18 protein-coding genes are annotated in these 19,038 nt (G+C 59.4%); 12 read left to right on the forward strand and 6 right to left on the reverse strand.

What is annotated here, in order from left to right:
• Window positions 1-321: 321 nt before the first annotated feature.
• Complete coding sequence (locus tag BK670_RS22120) at window positions 322-876, forward strand: RNA polymerase factor sigma-70 (RefSeq protein WP_123452934.1); 555 nt, start codon at window positions 322-324, stop codon at window positions 874-876.
• Between the two features lie 109 nt (window positions 877-985).
• Here the strand turns inward: BK670_RS22120 and BK670_RS22125 are convergent, their stop codons facing one another.
• The 3 genes from BK670_RS22125 to BK670_RS22135 form a co-directional block, all read right to left on the reverse strand.
• Complete coding sequence (locus BK670_RS22125) at window positions 986-1,999, reverse strand: GNAT family N-acetyltransferase (RefSeq protein ID WP_123452936.1); 1,014 nt, start codon at window positions 1,997-1,999, stop codon at window positions 986-988.
• Window positions 2,000-2,086: 87 nt separating this feature from the next.
• Window positions 2,087-2,884 carry a substrate-binding periplasmic protein gene (locus BK670_RS22130; protein ID WP_123452938.1) on the reverse strand — a complete coding sequence of 266 codons (798 nt, stop codon included), beginning with the start codon at window positions 2,882-2,884 and terminating at the stop codon, window positions 2,087-2,089.
• A 92-nt stretch (window positions 2,885-2,976) separates the two neighbouring features.
• Window positions 2,977-3,600, reverse strand: coding sequence for a TetR/AcrR family transcriptional regulator (locus BK670_RS22135; protein WP_123452940.1), 624 nt, complete (start codon window positions 3,598-3,600; stop codon window positions 2,977-2,979).
• A gap of 184 nt (window positions 3,601-3,784) precedes the next feature.
• Between BK670_RS22135 and BK670_RS22140 the strand changes: the two genes are divergently transcribed.
• The 8 genes from BK670_RS22140 to ppnP all read left to right on the forward strand — a co-directional run bounded on the left by BK670_RS22140 (window position 3,785) and on the right by ppnP (window position 13,136).
• On the forward strand, window positions 3,785-5,569 hold the full coding sequence (locus BK670_RS22140; protein ID WP_123452942.1) for an acyclic terpene utilization AtuA family protein: 1,785 nt from the start codon (window positions 3,785-3,787) through the stop codon (window positions 5,567-5,569).
• 12 nt (window positions 5,570-5,581) lie between these two features.
• On the forward strand, window positions 5,582-6,451 hold the full coding sequence (locus BK670_RS22145; protein WP_123452944.1) for an SDR family oxidoreductase: 870 nt from the start codon (window positions 5,582-5,584) through the stop codon (window positions 6,449-6,451).
• A 3-nt stretch (window positions 6,452-6,454) separates the two neighbouring features.
• Window positions 6,455-8,071, forward strand: coding sequence for a geranyl-CoA carboxylase subunit beta (gene atuC, locus BK670_RS22150; protein WP_123452946.1), 1,617 nt, complete (start codon window positions 6,455-6,457; stop codon window positions 8,069-8,071).
• Between the two features lie 30 nt (window positions 8,072-8,101).
• Window positions 8,102-9,259, forward strand: coding sequence for a citronellyl-CoA dehydrogenase (gene atuD, locus BK670_RS22155; RefSeq protein WP_123452948.1), 1,158 nt, complete (start codon window positions 8,102-8,104; stop codon window positions 9,257-9,259).
• Window positions 9,256-10,053: an enoyl-CoA hydratase/isomerase family protein gene (locus BK670_RS22160; protein WP_123452950.1), complete on the forward strand. Its 798-nt coding sequence runs from the start codon at window positions 9,256-9,258 to the stop codon at window positions 10,051-10,053. The genes atuD and BK670_RS22160 overlap by 4 nt, the downstream gene beginning before the upstream one ends.
• A gap of 118 nt (window positions 10,054-10,171) precedes the next feature.
• Window positions 10,172-12,133, forward strand: a complete 1,962-nt coding sequence (locus BK670_RS22165; RefSeq protein WP_123452953.1) for an acetyl/propionyl/methylcrotonyl-CoA carboxylase subunit alpha — start codon at window positions 10,172-10,174, stop codon at window positions 12,131-12,133.
• A gap of 70 nt (window positions 12,134-12,203) precedes the next feature.
• On the forward strand, window positions 12,204-12,746 hold the full coding sequence (locus BK670_RS22170) for a 3'-5' exonuclease (protein ID WP_123452955.1): 543 nt from the start codon (window positions 12,204-12,206) through the stop codon (window positions 12,744-12,746).
• Between the two features lie 105 nt (window positions 12,747-12,851).
• Window positions 12,852-13,136 (forward strand): pyrimidine/purine nucleoside phosphorylase, encoded by a 285-nt coding sequence (ppnP, locus tag BK670_RS22175; RefSeq protein WP_003226701.1) that lies wholly within the window; start codon window positions 12,852-12,854, stop codon window positions 13,134-13,136.
• Window positions 13,137-13,208: 72 nt separating this feature from the next.
• Here ppnP and BK670_RS22180 read toward each other — a convergent pair whose 3' ends face one another.
• Together BK670_RS22180 and BK670_RS22185 are read right to left on the reverse strand one after the other, a co-directional pair.
• On the reverse strand, window positions 13,209-14,015 hold the full coding sequence (locus BK670_RS22180; RefSeq protein WP_123452957.1) for an MOSC domain-containing protein: 807 nt from the start codon (window positions 14,013-14,015) through the stop codon (window positions 13,209-13,211).
• Between the two features lie 132 nt (window positions 14,016-14,147).
• A complete protein-coding gene (locus BK670_RS22185; RefSeq protein ID WP_064391361.1) occupies window positions 14,148-15,083 on the reverse strand; it encodes a chemotaxis protein CheV in 936 nt (311 codons plus the stop codon).
• A gap of 454 nt (window positions 15,084-15,537) precedes the next feature.
• Between BK670_RS22185 and BK670_RS22190 the strand changes: the two genes are divergently transcribed.
• The 3 genes from BK670_RS22190 (at window position 15,538) to BK670_RS22200 (ending at window position 18,041) form a co-directional block, all read left to right on the forward strand.
• Entirely contained in the window at window positions 15,538-16,005 is a 468-nt protein-coding gene (locus BK670_RS22190; protein WP_123452959.1) for a hypothetical protein, read from the forward strand.
• Between the two features lie 486 nt (window positions 16,006-16,491).
• A complete protein-coding gene (locus tag BK670_RS22195) occupies window positions 16,492-17,385 on the forward strand; it encodes a sensor histidine kinase (RefSeq protein ID WP_123452961.1) in 894 nt (297 codons plus the stop codon).
• Complete coding sequence (locus tag BK670_RS22200; RefSeq protein WP_123452964.1) at window positions 17,382-18,041, forward strand: response regulator; 660 nt, start codon at window positions 17,382-17,384, stop codon at window positions 18,039-18,041. The genes BK670_RS22195 and BK670_RS22200 overlap by 4 nt, the downstream gene beginning before the upstream one ends.
• Here the strand turns inward: BK670_RS22200 and yegS are convergent.
• On the reverse strand, window positions 18,025-18,942 hold the full coding sequence (gene yegS, locus BK670_RS22205) for a lipid kinase YegS (RefSeq protein ID WP_123452966.1): 918 nt from the start codon (window positions 18,940-18,942) through the stop codon (window positions 18,025-18,027). The genes BK670_RS22200 and yegS overlap by 17 nt on opposite strands.
• Window positions 18,943-19,038: the final 96 nt, after the last annotated feature.

A 19,038-nucleotide genomic window follows, 5' to 3' on the forward strand; every position in this document is an offset into this window, starting at 1 on the left:
ACGCCCCTCGGAGAGCGTGCAGGGCGCGATCTGTGCCGACCGCGCAAGGCTTCGGAATGCTGTCTGGTCGGGGTTGTGCGTCCGGAACCATTCACCAATGAGAACGGATGACGTCTTGAAATAATTAGTCGGCGGGCGGAAGCGCCAATGGGGCCGGGGTGTGGCGGCGTGTCGCAGTTCTCAGAACGCACCTCGGCAGTGCATTACTTCTCTTTCTCAATTGACAATCATTATCATTCAACATAATTTGTCGCTCGATGTGTAGGACGCCCCCCTCCCCCAAGGCGTCCCACGAACCTATTTGGCAGCAAGGTGATTTCCATGACGGAACAAGTATCCACAAGCAGGTGCGATTCACCGCTACTTCAAGCATTCGTCGACAATCGACTGATTCTGGTCAAGATTGCAGCCCGTATTACCGGCTGCCGGTCGCGCGCCGAGGACGTGGTGCAGGATGCGTTTTTCCGACTGCAATCGGCGCCACCGATCACGTCGTCGATCAAGGCTCAACTGAGTTATCTGTTCCAGATCGTGCGCAACCTCGCCATCGATCACTACCGTAAACAGGCGCTTGAGCAGAAGTACTCCGGCCCTGAAGAGGAAGGGCTGAATGTGGTCATCCAGGGTGCTTCGCCGGAAACCTCGCACATCAATTTCTCGACCCTGGAAAACATCGCCGACGCGCTGACCGAACTGCCCAACCGCACGCGCTATGCGTTCGAGATGTACCGTTTGCACGGCGTGCCGCAAAAGGACATCGCCAAGGAACTCGGCGTCTCGCCAACCCTGGTCAACTTCATGATTCGTGATGCGCTGGTGCACTGCCGCAAGGTGTCGGGCAGTCGTCGAGATGCGGTGATTGCCGGTCGTCGTTAAGACCACGTGGTCAGATAGAAAAAGATCGCAGCCTCCAGCAGCTCCTACAGGGAAATGCATTCCTCTGTAGGAGCTGCCGAAGGCTGCGATCTTTTGCTTCTAAATGACCTCAGGCCAATTTGCACCGATCAAAAAACCGCTCACGTCCCAGCATCATCAGCGCCGCGCGCTTGTGCGGGAAGTCGAACTCTTTCTCGCAGTGGAAGCACTGATTCTGCATGTGCCCGATCATCTTCGCGTTGTCGGCCCGGGGTTCGGCGACCACCCGCTGAGTGCGCGGATCATCGAGAAACAGGTAGTGCACCAGTGCCGACAACCAGCTCGCCACTTTGTGCGGCCCGCGGTGATCCTCTTCGCCGACCAGCATGTGAATACCGCGGTCGTAATTGTCGGCGTCGTAGAACGGCGCGATGCGATCTTCCTTGGCCCAATAGGCTTCGAAATAGGCAAACGGCTGATCATCGAAACAACCCATCAAGGTCAGCGTATGCGGATCGGCATCGAGCTTGTTCAGGTATTCGCGATGTTTCTCGAGACTGCCTTCTTCCTGCCAGAAACTGGCAACGCGCGGGCTGTTCTGCCAGCGATTGAAGCGCGGCAGGTCATCTTCGATCTCAACGGTGCGCAAGGAAATCCACGCGCCTAGACGCGCATCGAAGCGCCGGTACACTTCACCACGGGGTTTGACCGGCCGCAGCGGATGACGCTTGCCCTGGCTGATGACCATTTGCTGCGGATAACTTCCGCTCAGCGAAGTGCCGAGCCACGGTTGCGGCAGTTGCCAGAACAGCGTGCGCTCGCAGCGATATTCGCCGGCCACTTCAGTGCTCACCAGCAAGCCACTGAGCAAGGCCTCAGTCGGTGGCTGATCCAGCTGCCAGGTCAATTGCTGGCACGCCGGATCCCGCGCGAACAGCCAGTAACAGGCCGCCCACAGGGCCTGCCCCAGCGGCAGCGCAAAGCGCTCATCGATCTGGATCGGTCCCTTGGCTTCCCGATCAAGGCGCAAGCGGATCAGCGGTTGTCCGTCCAGGCTCAGGCTCAGACGGCTTTCAGTGGCATCAGCAATCAGTTGACTGCCCGAGGGCAGAGCCAAGGCAGTCAGGTCATTCAGATTGGACATGGGTCGGGCTCACGATAATGGTCGACAGTTCCACCATGTGACGTGAGCCGAGCAGGGAAATTTAGCCCCTGAAGGGAAATCGACGCCTCAATGCCGGGTTACCGGCACCACGGCAATCTTGTACGGCTCGAAGATCTTCAGCAGTTCACCGTTATCGCGCAGCCCTTGCAGCAGTTGGCCAAACGCAGCGCCGGTAATGGGCGCTGTCGGCCGAAGAATGGCGTAGTGGTGATAAACCTGATCGATGCGCTGCGACACCAACAGTTCATCGCGCACTTTCTCGTTGCGCAGCAGGTAATCGAACAGATAGGAACGGGTTACCAAGGCAATATCGGCGCGAGCGCGCAGCACCATCAGCAGGTTGCTGTCGTGGGAATAGGTCAGCGTGGCGTTGAAGTTCTGCGCAAGGAATTTGGGGTCGGCGTTGAAGTTGGCGAATTCGTAGTGATAACCGCTGAACAGGGCCAGACGTTTGCCAGTGAGGTCGGCGAAATAGCTCTGCTGACGACCGTCTTCGCGTTGCGCAACGAAAATCTCCGCATCCTCAAGGCCCATGTCGACATCCGTGTGGGGAATTTCCTTCCAGCCCCAATCGGGGTTCTCGAAAATCGCCATGTCGATCCGGCCCTGCTTGAAATCACCGAAACGCCGAGGAATCGAGGTCGGTACGAGGACGAATTGATAGTCGCTTTGCAGGCGATTGAGGGCCTCGACCAACTGCGGCAGAAGACCTGTGTCGGCACCGTTTTCCGGGCGAATGGTATAAGGCGGAAAGTGCGCCGCGCCGACCCGGACCAATTGCGCTGCCTGAGCGGGCAATACCCAAAATGCAGTCAGCGCTGCGAGCATCAACCCCGCGGCCGTCCGAATTGGCGAAGACTTCAAAACACCCCACTCCCCGAAAAAATACCGATCAATGCATTCAAGCTAGGCGGTTTCGCCCAGTTAGCCAGTTTCCCGGCCGGATAGAAAGTGCTTCAACGCGCTTCAAGGACCAGAATCAATGCCTCATCGGCCAACTGATCGAGGCTCAAACTGCCGCCGGCACGGAACCAGGTGGTCGTCCACGACAGTGCGCCAGTGAGGAAACGTCGGGTAATAAATACATCGCCACGGATAAACCCCGCGTCTTTGGCTTCACCCAGCACGTGCAGCCAGATGTCTTCGTAAACATCGCGCAGCGCCAGCACCTTGGCTTGACCGTCTTCGGACAGCGAGCGCCACTCATACACCAGCACCGCCATGGCTTCACCGCTGCCGCCCATGATCGACTGCAATTCGCAGCGAATCAGCGCCAGCACGCGCTCGCGCACATCGGCCGCGTCAGCAAGCGCTGCACGCATCAACGCGGTGTTGTAGCGAATGGTTTCTTCCATCACCGCACGCAGGATCTCATCCTTGCTTTTGAAGTGATGAAAAATGCTTCCCGACTGAATGCCGACGGCACCGGCCAGATCGCGCACCGTGGTGCGTTCGTAGCCTTTGTTGCGGAACAGGTGAGCGGCCACTTGCAGCAATTTGCCGCGGGCGCTGTCGGGGTCGGTCAACTGGCCTTCGTCGACCAATTCGCGCATGACCCTCAGGGCTTTTTGCTCGTCCACCCGTTCTCTCCTACAGTCGATCAGTCTGTTGCCCCCTGAAACCGCAGGGTTGCGCGCAATTTAAGCCGCCAGCGGCAACCAAGCAAGCGCTTGGGCAGAAGATAGTTTCAACTGTTTACAAACCAAGCGCTTGCTTGGTAGCCTCCAGACACTTCTGTCGCAGGTTGCTGAGTCGGAGATAAAAATGCCCACCACCGTCCGTATCGGATGCGCCAGTGCTTTCTGGGGTGACACATCGACCGCCGCCGCCCAGCTTGTGGCCGGCGGACGCCTGGATTATCTGGTGTTCGATTACCTGGCCGAGATCACAATGTCGATCATGGCCGGGGCACGCATGAAGGACCCGCAGGCGGGATTTGCCGGCGACTTCATCGACGTGCTGACACCACTGCTGCCGCAACTGGCCGAGCAGAACATCCGGGTGATCAGCAATGCCGGCGGGATCAACCCGCAAGCCTGCGCCGCCGCCCTGCAAGCGGCCTGCGACAAGGCCGGCGTCGCGCTGAAAATCGCCGTTTTACTCGGCGATGATCTGCAACCACAGTTCAAACAGCTCAGCGGCATCACCGAAATGTTCAGCGGCGCCCCGCTGCCGCCGATGTGCGTGTCGACCAACGCCTACCTTGGCGCGCCGGGCATTGTCGAAGCGCTGCGCCTGGGCGCAGACATTGTCATCACCGGGCGCGTGGTCGACAGCGCGGTGGTCAGTGCGGCACTGGTGCATGAATTCGGCTGGTCATGGCACGACTACGACAAACTCGCCCAGGCCGCGCTCGCCGGGCACATCATCGAATGCGGTGCGCAGTGCACCGGCGGCAATTTCACCGATTGGCGCGAGGTGCCGGACTACGAGCACATCGGTTTCCCCATCGTCGAAGTCAGCGCCGACAGCCAATTCATCGTCAGCAAGCCTGAAGGCAGCGGCGGACTGGTCACCCCGCTGACCGTCGGCGAGCAGATGCTGTATGAAATCGGCGATCCCCAGGCGTATCTGTTGCCCGATGTGGTCTGCGATTTCACCGAGGTCAAACTTCAGCAACAAGGCAAGCACGCCGTGCACGTCCACGGCGCCAAAGGCCTGCCGCCGAGCGACAAATACAAGGTCAGCGCCACTTACCCGGACGGTTTTCGTTGCACCGCCAGTTGCCTGATTGCCGGCATCGATGCCGTGGACAAGGCCCGGCGGGTCAGTCAGGCGATCATCGACAAGACGGCGGAGATGTTCAGCCAGCGCGGTTGGGCGCCTTACAGCGAAACCAACATCGAACTGCTCGGCAGCGAAGCCACCTACGGCCCTCATGGCCAACGCCGCGACAGCCGTGAAGTGGTGATCAAACTCGCCGTGCGTCATCCGAACAAACAGGCGCTGGTACTGTTCTCCCGGGAGATCGCTCAGGCCGCGACCGGCATGGCGCCGGGGCTGACCGGCATCGTCGGCGGGCGGCCAACGGTGTATCCGCTGATTCGTCTGTTTTCATTCCTGATCGATAAAAGCGCCTGCACCGTGCAGATCGATATGGCCGGTGAATGCTACCCATGCGCCCTGCCCTCGCTCAGCGCTCTCGACAGCGCGGACTTGCCCCTGCCCCAGCAACCGCCCAAACCACAGGGCCGCGCCGATGCCAGTGTGGCGTTGGTGAAACTGGCAGTCGCGCGCTCCGGTGACAAGGGCAATCACAGCAACATCGGCGTGATGCCGCGCAAACCCGAATACCTGCCGTGGATCGCCGAAGCGCTGACCCCGGCCGTCGTGGTCGACTGGATGAGCCACGTGCTCGACCCGGTCCACGGTCGGGTCGAACGCTGGTATCTGCCCGGCACCCACAGCCTCAACTTTCTCCTGGAAAACGCCCTCGGCGGTGGTGGCATGGCGAGCCTGCGCATCGACCCGCAAGGCAAAGCCTTCGCCCAGCAACTATTGGAAATCCAGATCCCGGTGCCGCAGAGCATCGCCGAACAGCTCGACTAGAGGATTGTTTGCATGGCTTACGCGTCGATTTTCAACGCCGATCTGTTCAGCGGCCAGACCATCATCGTCACCGGTGGCGGCAGTGGCATCGGTCGCTGCACCGCCCATGAACTGGCAGCCCTCGGCGCCAATGTGCTGCTGGTCGGGCGCAAGCCGGAGAAACTGCAAAAGGTCGCCGATGAAATCGCCGAGGACGGTGGTCGCGCGCACTGGAAGGCTTGCGATATCCGCGATGAAGAAGCTGTAAGGCAGCTGATCAAGGAGCTGATCGCTGAGCACGGGCCGATCCACGGCCTGGTCAACAATGCCGGCGGCCAGTTCCCGTCGCCCTTGGCTTCGATCAATCAGAAAGGCTTCGAAACCGTGCTGCGCACCAACCTGGTCGGTGGTTTTCTGATGGCGCGCGAAGTGTTCAACCAGTCGATGAGCAAACACGGCGGCAACATCGTCAACATGCTCGCCGACATGTGGGGCGGGATGCCCGGCATGGGTCACTCCGGCGCAGCGCGTTCGGGCATGGACAACTTCACCAAGACTGCCGCGTTCGAATGGGGTTATGCCGGCGTGCGGGTCAACGCGGTGGCGCCGGGCTGGATTGCCTCCAGCGGCATGGATACTTATGAGGGCGTGTTCAAAGCGGTGATTCCGACCCTGCGCGAGCACGTGCCGCTCAAGCGCATCGGCACTGAGTCGGAAGTCAGTGCGGCGATTGTATTTTTACTTAGCCCGGCCGCCGCGTTTATCAGCGGCAGCACTTTGAGAATCGATGGTGCGGCCAGCCTCGGCAGCCGTGCATGGCCGTTGCACAAGGCCACTCACAGCGAGTCGTTCAACGGTTTCCACCGCGCGTACGTTCCAGACGTATTGAAGGACAAGGAGTAGGCCATGCCGCAGATCCAGTCCCAACTCGACCCGCACAGCGAGGCCTTCGCTCGCAACCGCGCGGCCATGCTCGCGGCCATCGAACACGTGCAGCAACTGGAACAGAACCTGTTGAACAAAGCCGCCGAGGCCAAAGCCAAATTCGACCAGCGCGGGCAACTGCTGCCCCGTGAACGCTTGAACCTGTTGCTCGATCCGGGTGCGCCGTTCCTCGAACTGGCCAGCCTTGCCGGCTATAAGTTGCACGACGACAAGGACGGCAGCGCGGCCGGTGGCGGACTGATCGCCGGTATCGGTTACGTCTGCGGTATTCGCGCGATGGTGGTGGCGAACAACAGCGCGATCAAGGGCGGCACGATTTCGCCCAGCGGCCTGAAAAAATCCCTGCGCCTGCAACAGATCGCCCAGGAAAACAAACTCCCGGTGATCACCCTCGCCGAAAGCGGCGGCGCCAATCTCAATTACGCCGCCGAGATTTTTGTCGAAGGCGCGCGCAGTTTTGCCAATCAGGCGCGGATATCGGCAATGGGTTTGCCGCAGATCACTGTGGTGCATGGCTCGGCCACGGCCGGTGGCGCCTATCAGCCGGGGTTGTCGGATTACGTGGTGGTGGTGCGCGGCAAGGCCAAGCTGTTTCTCGCAGGTCCGCCCCTGCTGAAAGCGGCCACCGGCGAAGTCGCCACCGATGAAGAACTCGGTGGTGCCGAGATGCACGCGCAAGTTGCCGGGACGGCTGAATACCTCGCTGAAAACGATGCCGATGGCGTGCGTCAGGTCCGTGAAATCCTCCGTATGCTGCCGTGGGACGAGCAACTGCCGTGGTTGCCGGAGCCGCAATACAAAGAGCCGCTCTACCCCATCGATGAATTGCTCGGGCTGATCCCCGACGATCCGAAAAAACCTTACGACGTGCGCGAAATCATCGCGCGCATTGCCGACGAATCCTGCTTCGTCGAATTCAAGGGTGAGTTCGATCAGCAAACTGTTTGCGGCCAATTGAAGATTCAGGGCCGCGCCTGCGGTTTCATCGGCAACAATGGCCCGATCACACCGAACGGTGCGAGCAAAGCAGCGCAGTTCATTCAACTGTGCGACCAGAGCCAGACACCGCTGTTGTTCTTCCACAACACCACCGGCTTCATGGTCGGCACCGAATCGGAACAGCAAGGCGTGATCAAACACGGCTCGAAACTGATTCAAGCGGTGGCGAATGCGCGAGTGCCTAAACTGACGATGGTCGTCGGTGGTTCCTACGGCGCCGGCAACTATGCGATGTGCGGCCGCGGCCTCGATCCTCGCTTCATCTTCGCCTGGCCGAACAGCCGCACGGCGGTGATGGGCGGTGCGCAGGCCGGCAAGGTATTGCGCATCGTCACCGAAGCCAAGCAGCTCAAGGACGGCCTGACGCCGGACCCGAAAATGCTCGACATGCTTGAACAGGTCACCGCGCAGAAACTCGACAGCCAGTCCACCGCCCTCTACGGCAGCGCCAACCTGTGGGACGACGGGCTGATCGACCCGCGCGACACCCGCACCTTGCTCGGCTACCTGCTGGACATCTGCCACGAGGCCGACATTCGCACGCTGCAACCCAACAGCTTCGGCGTCAGCCGGTTCTGACCGCCTCGAATCTTACGGAGAACAATAACAATGATCTTCACCCCGGAACACGAAGCCCTGCGCCGTACCGTCCGGCAATTTGTCGAGCACGAAATCAATCCGCACGTCGACCAATGGGAAAAGGCTGGACGCTTCCCGATCCACGAGATTTTCCGCAGGGCCGGCGACCTCGGTTTGCTGGGCATTTCCAAGCCGGAAAAATTCGGCGGTATGGGCCTCGATTACAGCTATTCGATCGTCGCTGCCGAAGAGTTCGGCACCATTCATTGCGGCGGTATTCCGATGTCGATCGGCGTGCAGACCGACATGTGCACCCCGGCCCTCGCCCGCTTCGGCTCCGATGAACTGCGCGAAGAATTCCTGCGCCCGGCAATCACCGGTGAGCAGGTCGGCTGCATCGGCGTCTCCGAAGTCGGCGCCGGTTCCGACGTCGCCGGGCTGAAAACCAGCGCGCGCAAGGACGGCGACGACTATGTGATCAACGGCAGCAAGATGTGGATCACTAACTCGCCGAGTGCCGATTTCATCTGCCTGCTGGCCAACACCTCGGACGACAAACCGCACATCAACAAGTCGCTGATCATGGTGCCGATGAACACGCCGGGGATCAGCCTCAGCTCGCACCTGGACAAGCTCGGCATGCGCAGCTCGGAAACCGCGCAGGTGTTTTTCGACAACGTGCGCGTGCCGCAGCGCAATCGCATCGGCCATGAAGGCGCCGGGTTCATGATGCAGATGCTGCAGTTTCAGGAAGAACGCCTGTTCGGTGCGGCGAACATGATCAAGGGTCTGGAATATTGCGTCGACAGCACCATTGAGTACTGCAAGGAGCGCAAGACTTTCGGCAATGCACTGATCGACAACCAAGTCATCCACTTCCGCCTCGCCGAATTGCAGACCGAAATCGAATGCCTGCGCGCGCTGGTCTATCAGGCCACCGAGCAGTACGTGAAAGGTCAGGACGTCACGCGGCTGGCGTCGATGGCCAAACTTAAGGCCGGGCGTCTGGGTCGTGAAGTCAGCGACAGCTGCCTGCAATATTGGGGCGGCATGGGTTTCATGTGGGACAACCCGGTGGCCCGCGCCTATCGCGACGTCCGGCTGGTGTCGATTGGCGGCGGCGCCGACGAAATCATGCTGGGGATCATCTGCAAACTCATGGGCATCCTCCCGGGGAAAAAGAAATGAGCAGCCTGCCGCAATGCCAGACGCTGTTGCTGGAGCTGCATGGCGGCGTGCTGCACATCACCCTCCATCGACCGGACAGTCGTAATGCGATGAGCCTGCAGATGGTCAGCGAACTGCGCGCGGTACTGGCGTCCGTACGCGATGACCGCAGTGTTCGGGCCTTGGTGCTCAGCGGCACTGGCGGGCATTTCTGTGCCGGTGGCGACATCAAGGACATGGCCAATGCACGCGCTCAAGGCGCCGAGGCTTATCGCGATTTGAATCGCGCGTTCGGCGCTCTGCTGGAAGAAGCACAGCACACGCCGCAAGTGCTGATCAGCGTGCTGCAAGGCGCTGTGCTCGGCGGTGGTTTCGGTCTGGCCTGTGTCAGCGATATCGCGATCGCCGATCATCAGGCGCAATTCGGTTTGCCAGAAACCAGCCTCGGCTTGCTGCCGGCGCAAATCGCACCGTTTGTGGTGCAGCGCATCGGCCTGACCGAAACCCGCCGACTGGCGCTGACCGCCGCACGTTTCGATGGGCATCAGGCACGGCGTCTGGGCCTGGTGCATTTCGTCGAAGAGGACGCGCAGGCCTTGGCTGAAAGGCTGGATGAGGTGCTGCAACATGTGCTGTGTTGCGCGCCGGAGGCGAATGCCATGACCAAAAAATTGCTCTTGGCGAGTGCCGGGCAGCCATCGAGTGAACTGCTGGACGAGGCAGCGCGGTGGTTCAGCGAGGCAGTGACTGGCAACGAGGGGATCGAGGGCACTATGGCTTTTGTGCAGAAGCGTAAACCGCGGTGGGCCACCTAAAGCTTTCGCTAGCAGGCTAGCTCCCACAGGGGATTTGCGTCGTTCACAAAACCTGTGGGAACCAGCCTGCTAGCGATGAGGCCATCACATTCACCGCCAACACCTCAGGAAACCGACCATGCCCGCCATCCACAAAATCCTGATCGCCAACCGCGGTGAAATCGCCTGCCGCATCCAGCGCACCGCCCAGGCTTTGGGCTACCGCACCGTCGCCGTCTTCAGCGATGCCGACGCCGAAGCCCTGCACGTTCAGATGGCTGACCAAGCCGTTCGCATTGGCCCGTCCCCCGTTCAACAGTCGTACCTCAACATCCCTGCGATCCTCGACGCCGCTCGCCGTAGCGGTGCCGACGCGATCCATCCCGGCTACGGCTTTCTCTCGGAAAATGCCGAGTTCGCCCGCGCCTGCGAACAGGCGGGACTGATCTTCATCGGCCCCAGCGTCGAAGCCATCGAATTGATGGGCAGCAAACGCCGCTCAAAAATCGCCATGCTCGAAGCCGGCGTGCCCTGCATCGCCGGTTATCAAGGCGCGGAACAGGACGACGCCACCCTGCTGCGTGAAGCCGAGCGCATCGGCTACCCACTGATGATCAAGGCCAGCGCCGGCGGTGGTGGGCGCGGCATGCGTCTGCTGCACAACGCGGCTGATTTGCCGGCGCAATTGCGCACCGCGCGTTCCGAAGCATTGAACGGCTTCGGCAGCGACGAGTTGATCCTCGAACAGGCGCTGATCGAACCGCGGCATGTCGAAGTGCAGCTGTTCGGCGACCGGCACGGCAACCTGATCTACCTCGGCGAACGCGACTGTTCGATCCAGCGTCGCCATCAGAAAGTCATCGAGGAAGCGCCCTGCCCGGTGATGACCGCCGAGTTGCGCCAAGCCATGGGTGAAGCGGCATTGCAGGCCGGGCGCGCAGTGAACTATGTCGGCGCCGGCACCGTTGAATTTCTGCTCGATGCGCGTGGGCAGTTCTACTTTCTTGAGATGAACACGCGCCTGCAAGTCGAGCACCCGGTCACTGAACTGATTACCGGGCTGGATCTGGTCGCCTGGCAATTACTGGTCGCCGAGGGGCAGCCGTTGCCGCTGACCCAGGACCAGATTCAGCTCAACGGGCATGCCATGGAGGTGCGGCTTTACGCCGAAGATCCCGCGCAAGACTTCCTGCCACAAACCGGCCGAGTGCAAGCCTGGGAACCGGCACTGCAGCACGGGGCGCGAATCGATCATGGTTTGCTTGAAGGGCAATCGGTCAGCCCGTTCTATGACCCGATGCTCGGTAAGCTGATCGCCTTTGGCGCCACGCGCGAAGAGGCCCGACGCAAACTGTTGCGCGCGGTACAGGACACGGTGTTATTGGGCGTACAGAGCAATCAGCGCCTGCTCGCCAGCCTGTTGCAACACCCGCAATTCATCAGCGGTGAATTCAGTACCGCCTTCATAGCCCGACACTTCAGCGATCACCCTTGCCTGCACCGCTATATTCCGGATGCCGAGGAGCTGGCGATCGCAACGGTGCTGTTCTATCAAACCAGCGCCCGCAGCCACCGCGCGCCACTTAACGGCTGGCGCAATAACGCGAATATGCCGCTGCATTATCGCCTCGGCCTCGACGATCAGACCTGGGCCGTGCAACTGCTCGCGCAAGCGCAAGGCGTGTTCAGCGTTCTGGTAACCGAACGCGCGCTCGAATTGAAGCTCATCGACCATGATGCACAGTCAGTGACGCTGGAAGTCGACGGTTTGCGCCAGCGTCACGCCTATAGGCTCGACGCCGGGCACCTCTGGTTGTTCAGCCGTCCCGGCAGCTTGTGCCTGGAGGATCGAACTCATGCCGTGATCGGTAGTCAGACCAGCGCCAGTTCCGGCACCTTGAAAGCGCCGATGGACGGTGCCATTGTCGACGTACTGGTCAGCGAAGGCAGCCCGGTCAGCAAAGGTCAGTTGCTGGTGGTGCTGGAGGCAATGAAAATGGAGCACCCGCTCAAGGCCGGCATCGACGGCGTGCTCAAGCGGGTGCAGGTCAAGGTCGGCGATCAGGTAAAAAATCGTCAGGTTCTGTTGCAGGTCGAGTAGTCGCCCACACACCCATGCGGGTTTTGACTACGCTCTGAGTTATCAGAACGCGGAAATCAGGAACCCTGCGATGCCTCACTGGCTGGTCATAGATCTGGAAGCCACCACCGATGAGGGTGGCTGGCCAGTCACCGAAATGGAAATTATCGAGATCGGCGCCACCCTGGTCGATCGCGCCGGGCGCGAGCAGGATCACTTCCAGCGCTTCGTCAAACCGACACGGCGGCCGTTGTTAACGCCTTTCTGCCGTGAACTGACGCATATCACCCAGGCCAATATCGACTCGGCACAGCCGTTGACTGAAGTCTGGCCGGCATTCGAACGTTGGCTCGCGCAACACCAGACACGCCTCGAAGGCTGGGCCAGCTGGGGCGATTACGACCGCAAGCAATTGCTCCAGGAATGGCAACGCCTGAACATCGAAAGCGGCTTGAGCCGAGTGCCACACATGAACCTCAAACAACGTTTCGCCAAGGCCAGACGCCTGGAACGGCCACTCGGCCTCAACGGCGCGCTGCAACTGGCTGGCATGCAGTTCAGCGGCCAGCAGCATCGGGCGCTGGAAGATGCGCGCAACACCGCGCGGTTATTGCCACTGGTCTTGCCACTCTAGGGTCAATTCGAGAACTCAGAGGACAGACGCCGGGCAGGTGACGGCGCCAAAAGCCTTGTGCATACTGGCCGCCTCCAATTTCTAACCCTTTTCGAGGAATCGCCCATGTTTAAAGTCAACGAGTACTTCGACGGCACCGTCAAGTCGATCGCCTTTGGCACCGCTGAAGGTCCGGCGACCATCGGCGTCATGGCCCCGGGCGAATACGAATTCGGCACCGCTCAGCGTGAAATCATGCATGTGGTTTCCGGCGCACTGACCGTCAAACTGCCCGACAGCAGCGACTGGGAAACCTTCGCCGCCGGCAGCCAGTTCAACGTCCCTGCCAACAGCAAGTTCCAGTTGAAGGTAGCGGTCGACACCGCTTACCTGTGCGAGTACCGCGGCTAAACCCACGGCTTTCACTGCGATAAAAAAAATGCCCGTGTCCAAGGACACGGGCATTTTCGTTTCAGGCGTGGGTTACTCGAGGATTTCCACCGGCATGCCGACTTCGAGTCGACCATTGCTGTCATTCACCAGATTCTGGCCGAACATCGCGCCATCGGCTTCGGCACGATATTTCTGCAAGGTCGCCAGCGGCTCACGATCGGCACTGCGCTCGCCGGTTTGCGGGTCAATCGTGGTGAGGATGCAGCGCGAACACGGCTTGACCACGCGGAATTCGACATCGCCAATGCGAATGCGCTTCCAACTGTCTTCGGCATAGGCTTCACTGCCTTCGATCACCAGATTCGGCCGAAAACGCAGCATTTCCAGCGGTCGTCCGACCTTTTGCGAAAGGTCCTGCAGGGAAGCCTCGCCGATCAACAACAACGGAAACCCGTCGGCGAACGCGACCTGATCTTCCTCCTTGCCGAAGCCTGCCTGAGTGGACCGGGCGCGTTCCAGCGGCACCTGCACCAGGCGGGTCGGCTTGCCGATGAAATCACTGACCCAGCGCGCCGCCTCATCTCCGGCATCCGGCACACGCAAAGTGTCACGCCAGATCGTCACGCCGCGCAGTTCGGCGTCGTTGCCCGGCAAGGCGATGTCGATGGAGGACCTTTCAGGCACGCTCAGGGTCAGGCCGCCCTGCGCATTCCACAGCGCCGACAACTGACTCATCTTCGCTTCGGCGCGCTGGGTCAGGAAACGGCCGCTGGCTTCGTCCACGAGCATCCAGCGTCGATCGCCATCAAGCCCCAGCTTGTCGAGATCAACACTTTGCAGCACATCGACTTTGCCGGATTTCAACGGGTAACGATAAAGCGCGCTCAGACGCAACATGGCCAACTCCCTGGAGGATAAAAACGCCACCCTATACGAGCTTTATCCGCGAATCAAAGCCAGAGTTTGCGCACTGCAAATCCCCTGTGGGAGCGAGTCTGCTCGCTCCCACAGGATTTGCGGGGGTGATGATCAGGCCGGGACTTCGTCGAGCATCAGGCGTTGGCGAACGACGTCGACCAGTTTGTCCGGCTGGAATTTGGAGAGGAAGTTGTCGCAGCCGACCTTCTTCACCATCGAGTCGTTGAAGCTGCCGGACAGCGAAGTGTGCAGCACCACGTACAAGCCACGCAGACGCGGATCATTGCGGATTTCGGTAGTCAGACGATAACCATCCATTTCCGGCATTTCCGCATCGGTAAAGATCATCAGCAGCTTGTCGGTCATGTTCACGCCGGTATCGGCCCAGGCCTTGAGCATGTTCAGCGCCTTCAGACCATCGCTGGCAATGTGCATTTTCACCCCGAGCTGACCGAGGGTGTCGCGCAATTGCGAGAGCGCCACATTGGAGTCGTCCACCAGAAGTACTTCACGGCCACGGGCGCGTTCCAGCACAGGATCATCGAGTTTTTCACGCGAAACCTTGGCGTTGTACGGGACGATTTCGGCGAGGACTTTCTCGACGTCGATGATTTCCACCAATTGATCGTCGACTTTGCTGATTGCAGTCAGATAGTGCTGACGACCGGCGCTGGTCGGCGGCGGCAGAATGGCTTCCCAGTTCATGTTGACGATGCGATCCACACCGCCCACCAGGAAGGCCTGCACCGAGCGGTTGTATTCGGTAACGATGATGGTGCTGTTCGGGCCAGGCACCAGCGGGCGCATGCCGATCGCCTGCGACAGATCGATCACCGGCAAGGTTTGACCGCGCAGATTGACCACACCGCACACAAACGGGTGACGCTGCGGCATCAAGGTCAGTTTCGGCAGTTGCAGCACTTCCTGAACCTTAAACACGTTGATCGCGAACAACTGACGTCCGGCCAGTCGAAACATGAGAATTTCCAGGCGATTCTCACCCACCAGTTGCGTGCGTTGGTCTACCGTGTCGAGAATGCCGGCCATCAATGACTCCTGGGCTTGTTCTGATGAATTCACTATGTGAGGTTATCGGCGGCAAATGGCGGTTCTTGATTGCCGTACACGACCCCGTCAAAAATGCCATGATCAGGCATTGATGTCACATTAACATCATGCTTTACTGGCCCGGTGATTTTCATCTGCTACATTCTCTGCGGCGCGACCTTGGTTTGCACGTTAGGTTCCCGCGCCTAAGGGATTCCCCTAGTAACAATCAGGCCCAACCTGATATTCGCAATATCCAATAGCCATTAATGTGACGCCATTCTCATTGCATGAACGGAGTCAGGCTATTGTGTGCAATCGCAGTTCAGTGGAAACAAGCCCTCTGGAACCCCTCAGTCTGTGCACTTGCACGTCTGGGCGCGATTTCCCGACGATTCACGACCGTCGCCACACACGGCATTCCCTCATCAGTCATGACGTTGTGGAGATAAGCATGCCAATGGACCGCAAAGAGTGGGTACAACGTTTCCCCGAATTCCTTGTCGAGGCCGAGCAACTCCTGGCCAAATCCGAAGAATGCCTCAGCCATCTGCAATTGATCAGCAATGACAAGGACGCCATTGAGTGCATGCTCAGTACCCTCCTCAAACTCGCGCGCCGAGCTGAAGCCCTGGCACTGGAAGCGATTTCCGAGTTCTCCCTGCACATTTACAGCTTGCTCAACCTCAATCAGGATCACGTCGATCTTCACGAGCAGGCCCTGCAAGCGCTCCAGGATTGCTTCACGCTGATGGCCTGGCAGCTTGAACTGGTCGATCAGCAGACCGGGCAACTCAGTCTTGATGACAGTGAGCAGACTTCGCTGATAGAAGCATTCGCCTTCCAGGTCGGCCAAAGCCAGCTTCAAGCGCCACTGGTGGGCAAACGTTTGGCTCAACGCCCCTTCTCGGGACAGGCCTGATCAGCACCCTTGTCCCCGCGCAGCTGCCCCGACCGCACTCATTGAATGTCGTAATTGACTAGTTCATACCCGCCAGCGACAAGTCGAATTAAATAATCAGCTCTGACAGCCACGATTTTTTTTGCCGGCCTCAGGGTTTGCCTGTGTGTTAAGCAGCACAACTTCAGGCAACCCAATATCCTGTCGAACACAATAAATCGACGTTTTCCATTATGGAACTTGCGTCCAATTTCATGTATTTCCTGACTCATTGGACATATATGGCAAGCGCGACCAACGGTATCTTAAGTGGTATTATGCCGCCCACTAGTTGCTTTCAAATTAATGGCACAGTGATTTCAGAGATAGCTATCCACTGAAGTTCGCGGTCAACCCGTTTACTGAACCGCGTTGAAATCAATAACATAATTGACAGCATTTTCAGACAGAGACCCGCCTGCCTCCGGCTGGTCTGCCCGCAGCGAACATCCATTGGCTCCATCCGTTATGTACGCCAGTCTCAAGTCAATCATTACATGGCCACCTTCCCGGGAAAATGCTCGCCGGTTCACACTCATACTGTGTGTCGCGGCCACGCTCGGCAGCCTGCTGACCTACGTGTTTTCAACGCCACTTTGCCTGGGGTTGCTGCTGCTCGATATCACCGCTACTGCGTGTGTCTGGGTGCAATATCGACTGTCGCGCAAATCGATCAAATTCCAGCCACAGGAACTCGCTGACCGCTTGCTGGAAGTTCAGGAAAACGAGCGCCATCGCCTCAGCCGCGAACTGCACGACGATATCGGCCAGTTGCTGACCGCCGCCAAACTGCAGAGCGAATGGCTCAAGCGACGTATGCCGGATGACTTGCAGGACCAATGCACAGCGTTGTGCGACACCCTGGAAGAAACCCTCAACAAGGTGCGCGATGTTTCGGCCATTCTCAATCCACGGCAGTTGACCAGCCTGGGGCTTGAAGCCAGCCTGCGCGCGCACCTGCTCAAGACATTGGCCAACACGAACGTGCACTGGAGTCTCGATTGCCAGCAGCGACTGAATGGCATCCCGGAAGAAATGGCGGTCGCAGCTTTTCGTATTACCCAAGAGGCTGTTACCAATATCCTGCGTCACGCCCAGGCGAAAAACCTGGTGATACGCGTACAGCGCCTGCCGGAAGGCTTGACGCTGATGATCAGCGATGACGGTCGGGGGTTTGCCCCGTCGGCCAATCCTGGTCGTGAAGGACAGCGGGGCATGGCCGGGATGGCCGAACGAATCGAGCAACTGGGTGGCACCCTGAACGTCACCAGCGAACCGGGCAAAGGCACTCAAATCGAAGCACTCTTCCCCTGGGCGCCACGCGCACTCGAGCGGGCCAGTACGAATAAGGTTATGCGTTGACTTGCAACTTACTTCTGGTGGATGACCACTCGCTGATCAGGGCCGGCGTGCGCGCTCTGGTGCTGGATATTCCCGGTTACGCGGTGATTGGCGAGGCCAGTGACGGCTCGCAATTGCTCGAAATGGTCGAGCAACTGAATCCGGACATTGTCTTGCTGGATATCTCCATGAAAGAAACCGGCGGCCTCGAAGCCCTGCAACGGCTCAAGCGAGTGCGGCCGCAGAGCAAGGTGCTGATCCTGTCAATGCACACCGACCCCGCATTGATCATGCAGGCGCTGGAGTCGGGCGCCTATGGCTACCTGCTGAAGGACACCACGGCCACTGAACTCGAACACGCCCTGGAAGCCTTGCGCAACAACGAGCGTTACTTGAGCCCTGCCATCGCTCATACCGTGATCAACCAGGCCTTGACCCGCAATCAGAAGCAGCCGCCGGAAACAGCCGACTCGCATAACCTGACCGCGCGACAACTGGAGATCCTGCGCCTGATCGTGCGCGGCAAATCCACCCGGGAAATCGCCAATGGCCTGGGCTTGAGCATCAAAACCGTCGAGACCCACCGCTCGCAGATCATGAAACGTCTGCAAATCTACGACGTGGCAGGCCTGGTGCTATTCGCCGTACGCGAGCAGATCATCAGTCTTGATGACTGACTGACGATTGAACGGTCAGTAACGGCGAGTCCTTTGGCAGATGGATCTGCAGCGCCGCTGGACGCGCCTCGAAACGCATGCTGTCGCCTTCCAGCGGTTCACCATCAAGATTGATGTAAAGCCCCTCGGACACCTTGAGTTCGACCCACGGCAAACGGGTTCGCACGAACATGTTGTCGATGCCGAAACCGTCGCTCAGCAGGTTCTTCAATGTACCGACAAGTTCCTGAGGCGCCGGCAGAATGCTGATATCCAGCAATCCATCGTCGGCCAGCGCTTGTGGGCACAACACATGCCCGCCTCCGGCCTGACGGCCATTGCCGATGCCCAATGCCAGCAACTCGCCGCTCCAGTGAAAATCGGGGCCTTGCAACTCGCCATAAGCAGCATGCAGTTCGCTGAATCGGGACAAACCCGTGAAAAGATATGCCGCTCCCCCCAGTACTTTTTTCAGATCCTCTGACGTATTGGCGGTGACCTGACTGCCAAAACCACCGGTGGCCATGTTGAGGAATATTTGCCCGCCCACCTGCCCCAGATCAATATCACGCGGCGCCACCTCCAGAAGCTCAAGGGCCTCCGCCGGCTCCAGTGGAATGCCCGCGGCACGGGAAAAGTCGTTGGCGGTTCCCAAAGGCAAAAGTACCAGGCTGGCTTTGTGCGGATGCGCCGCGAGTGCTTCGGCAATGTCGCGCAACGTGCCGTCGCCACCCCCCGCAATAATCTTTGTGTAACCATCCGCCAGCGCTTGCTCCACCCATCGCTGGGCATCCCCCGCCTCCCAGGTCAGGCGAACAGCCAGCTCCCAGCCTTGCTTGCGCTTGTTCTCGACCGCGGTGCGAACCTCATCGTTGAGTGCCTGCTTGCCATGCAGAATCAACAGTGCCCGACGTTCAGTCATAGCGTCACTCCTTGAATTGAATCGGTTAAGTCATCTTGACCGCTGTGGCACGCAAAAGAGCCGGCTGCGACTTAATTAATTCAAGCTCGCGAGGGC

This window comes from Pseudomonas fluorescens (assembly GCF_003732425.1).
Lineage (GTDB): Bacteria > Pseudomonadota > Gammaproteobacteria > Pseudomonadales > Pseudomonadaceae > Aquipseudomonas > Aquipseudomonas fluorescens_BE.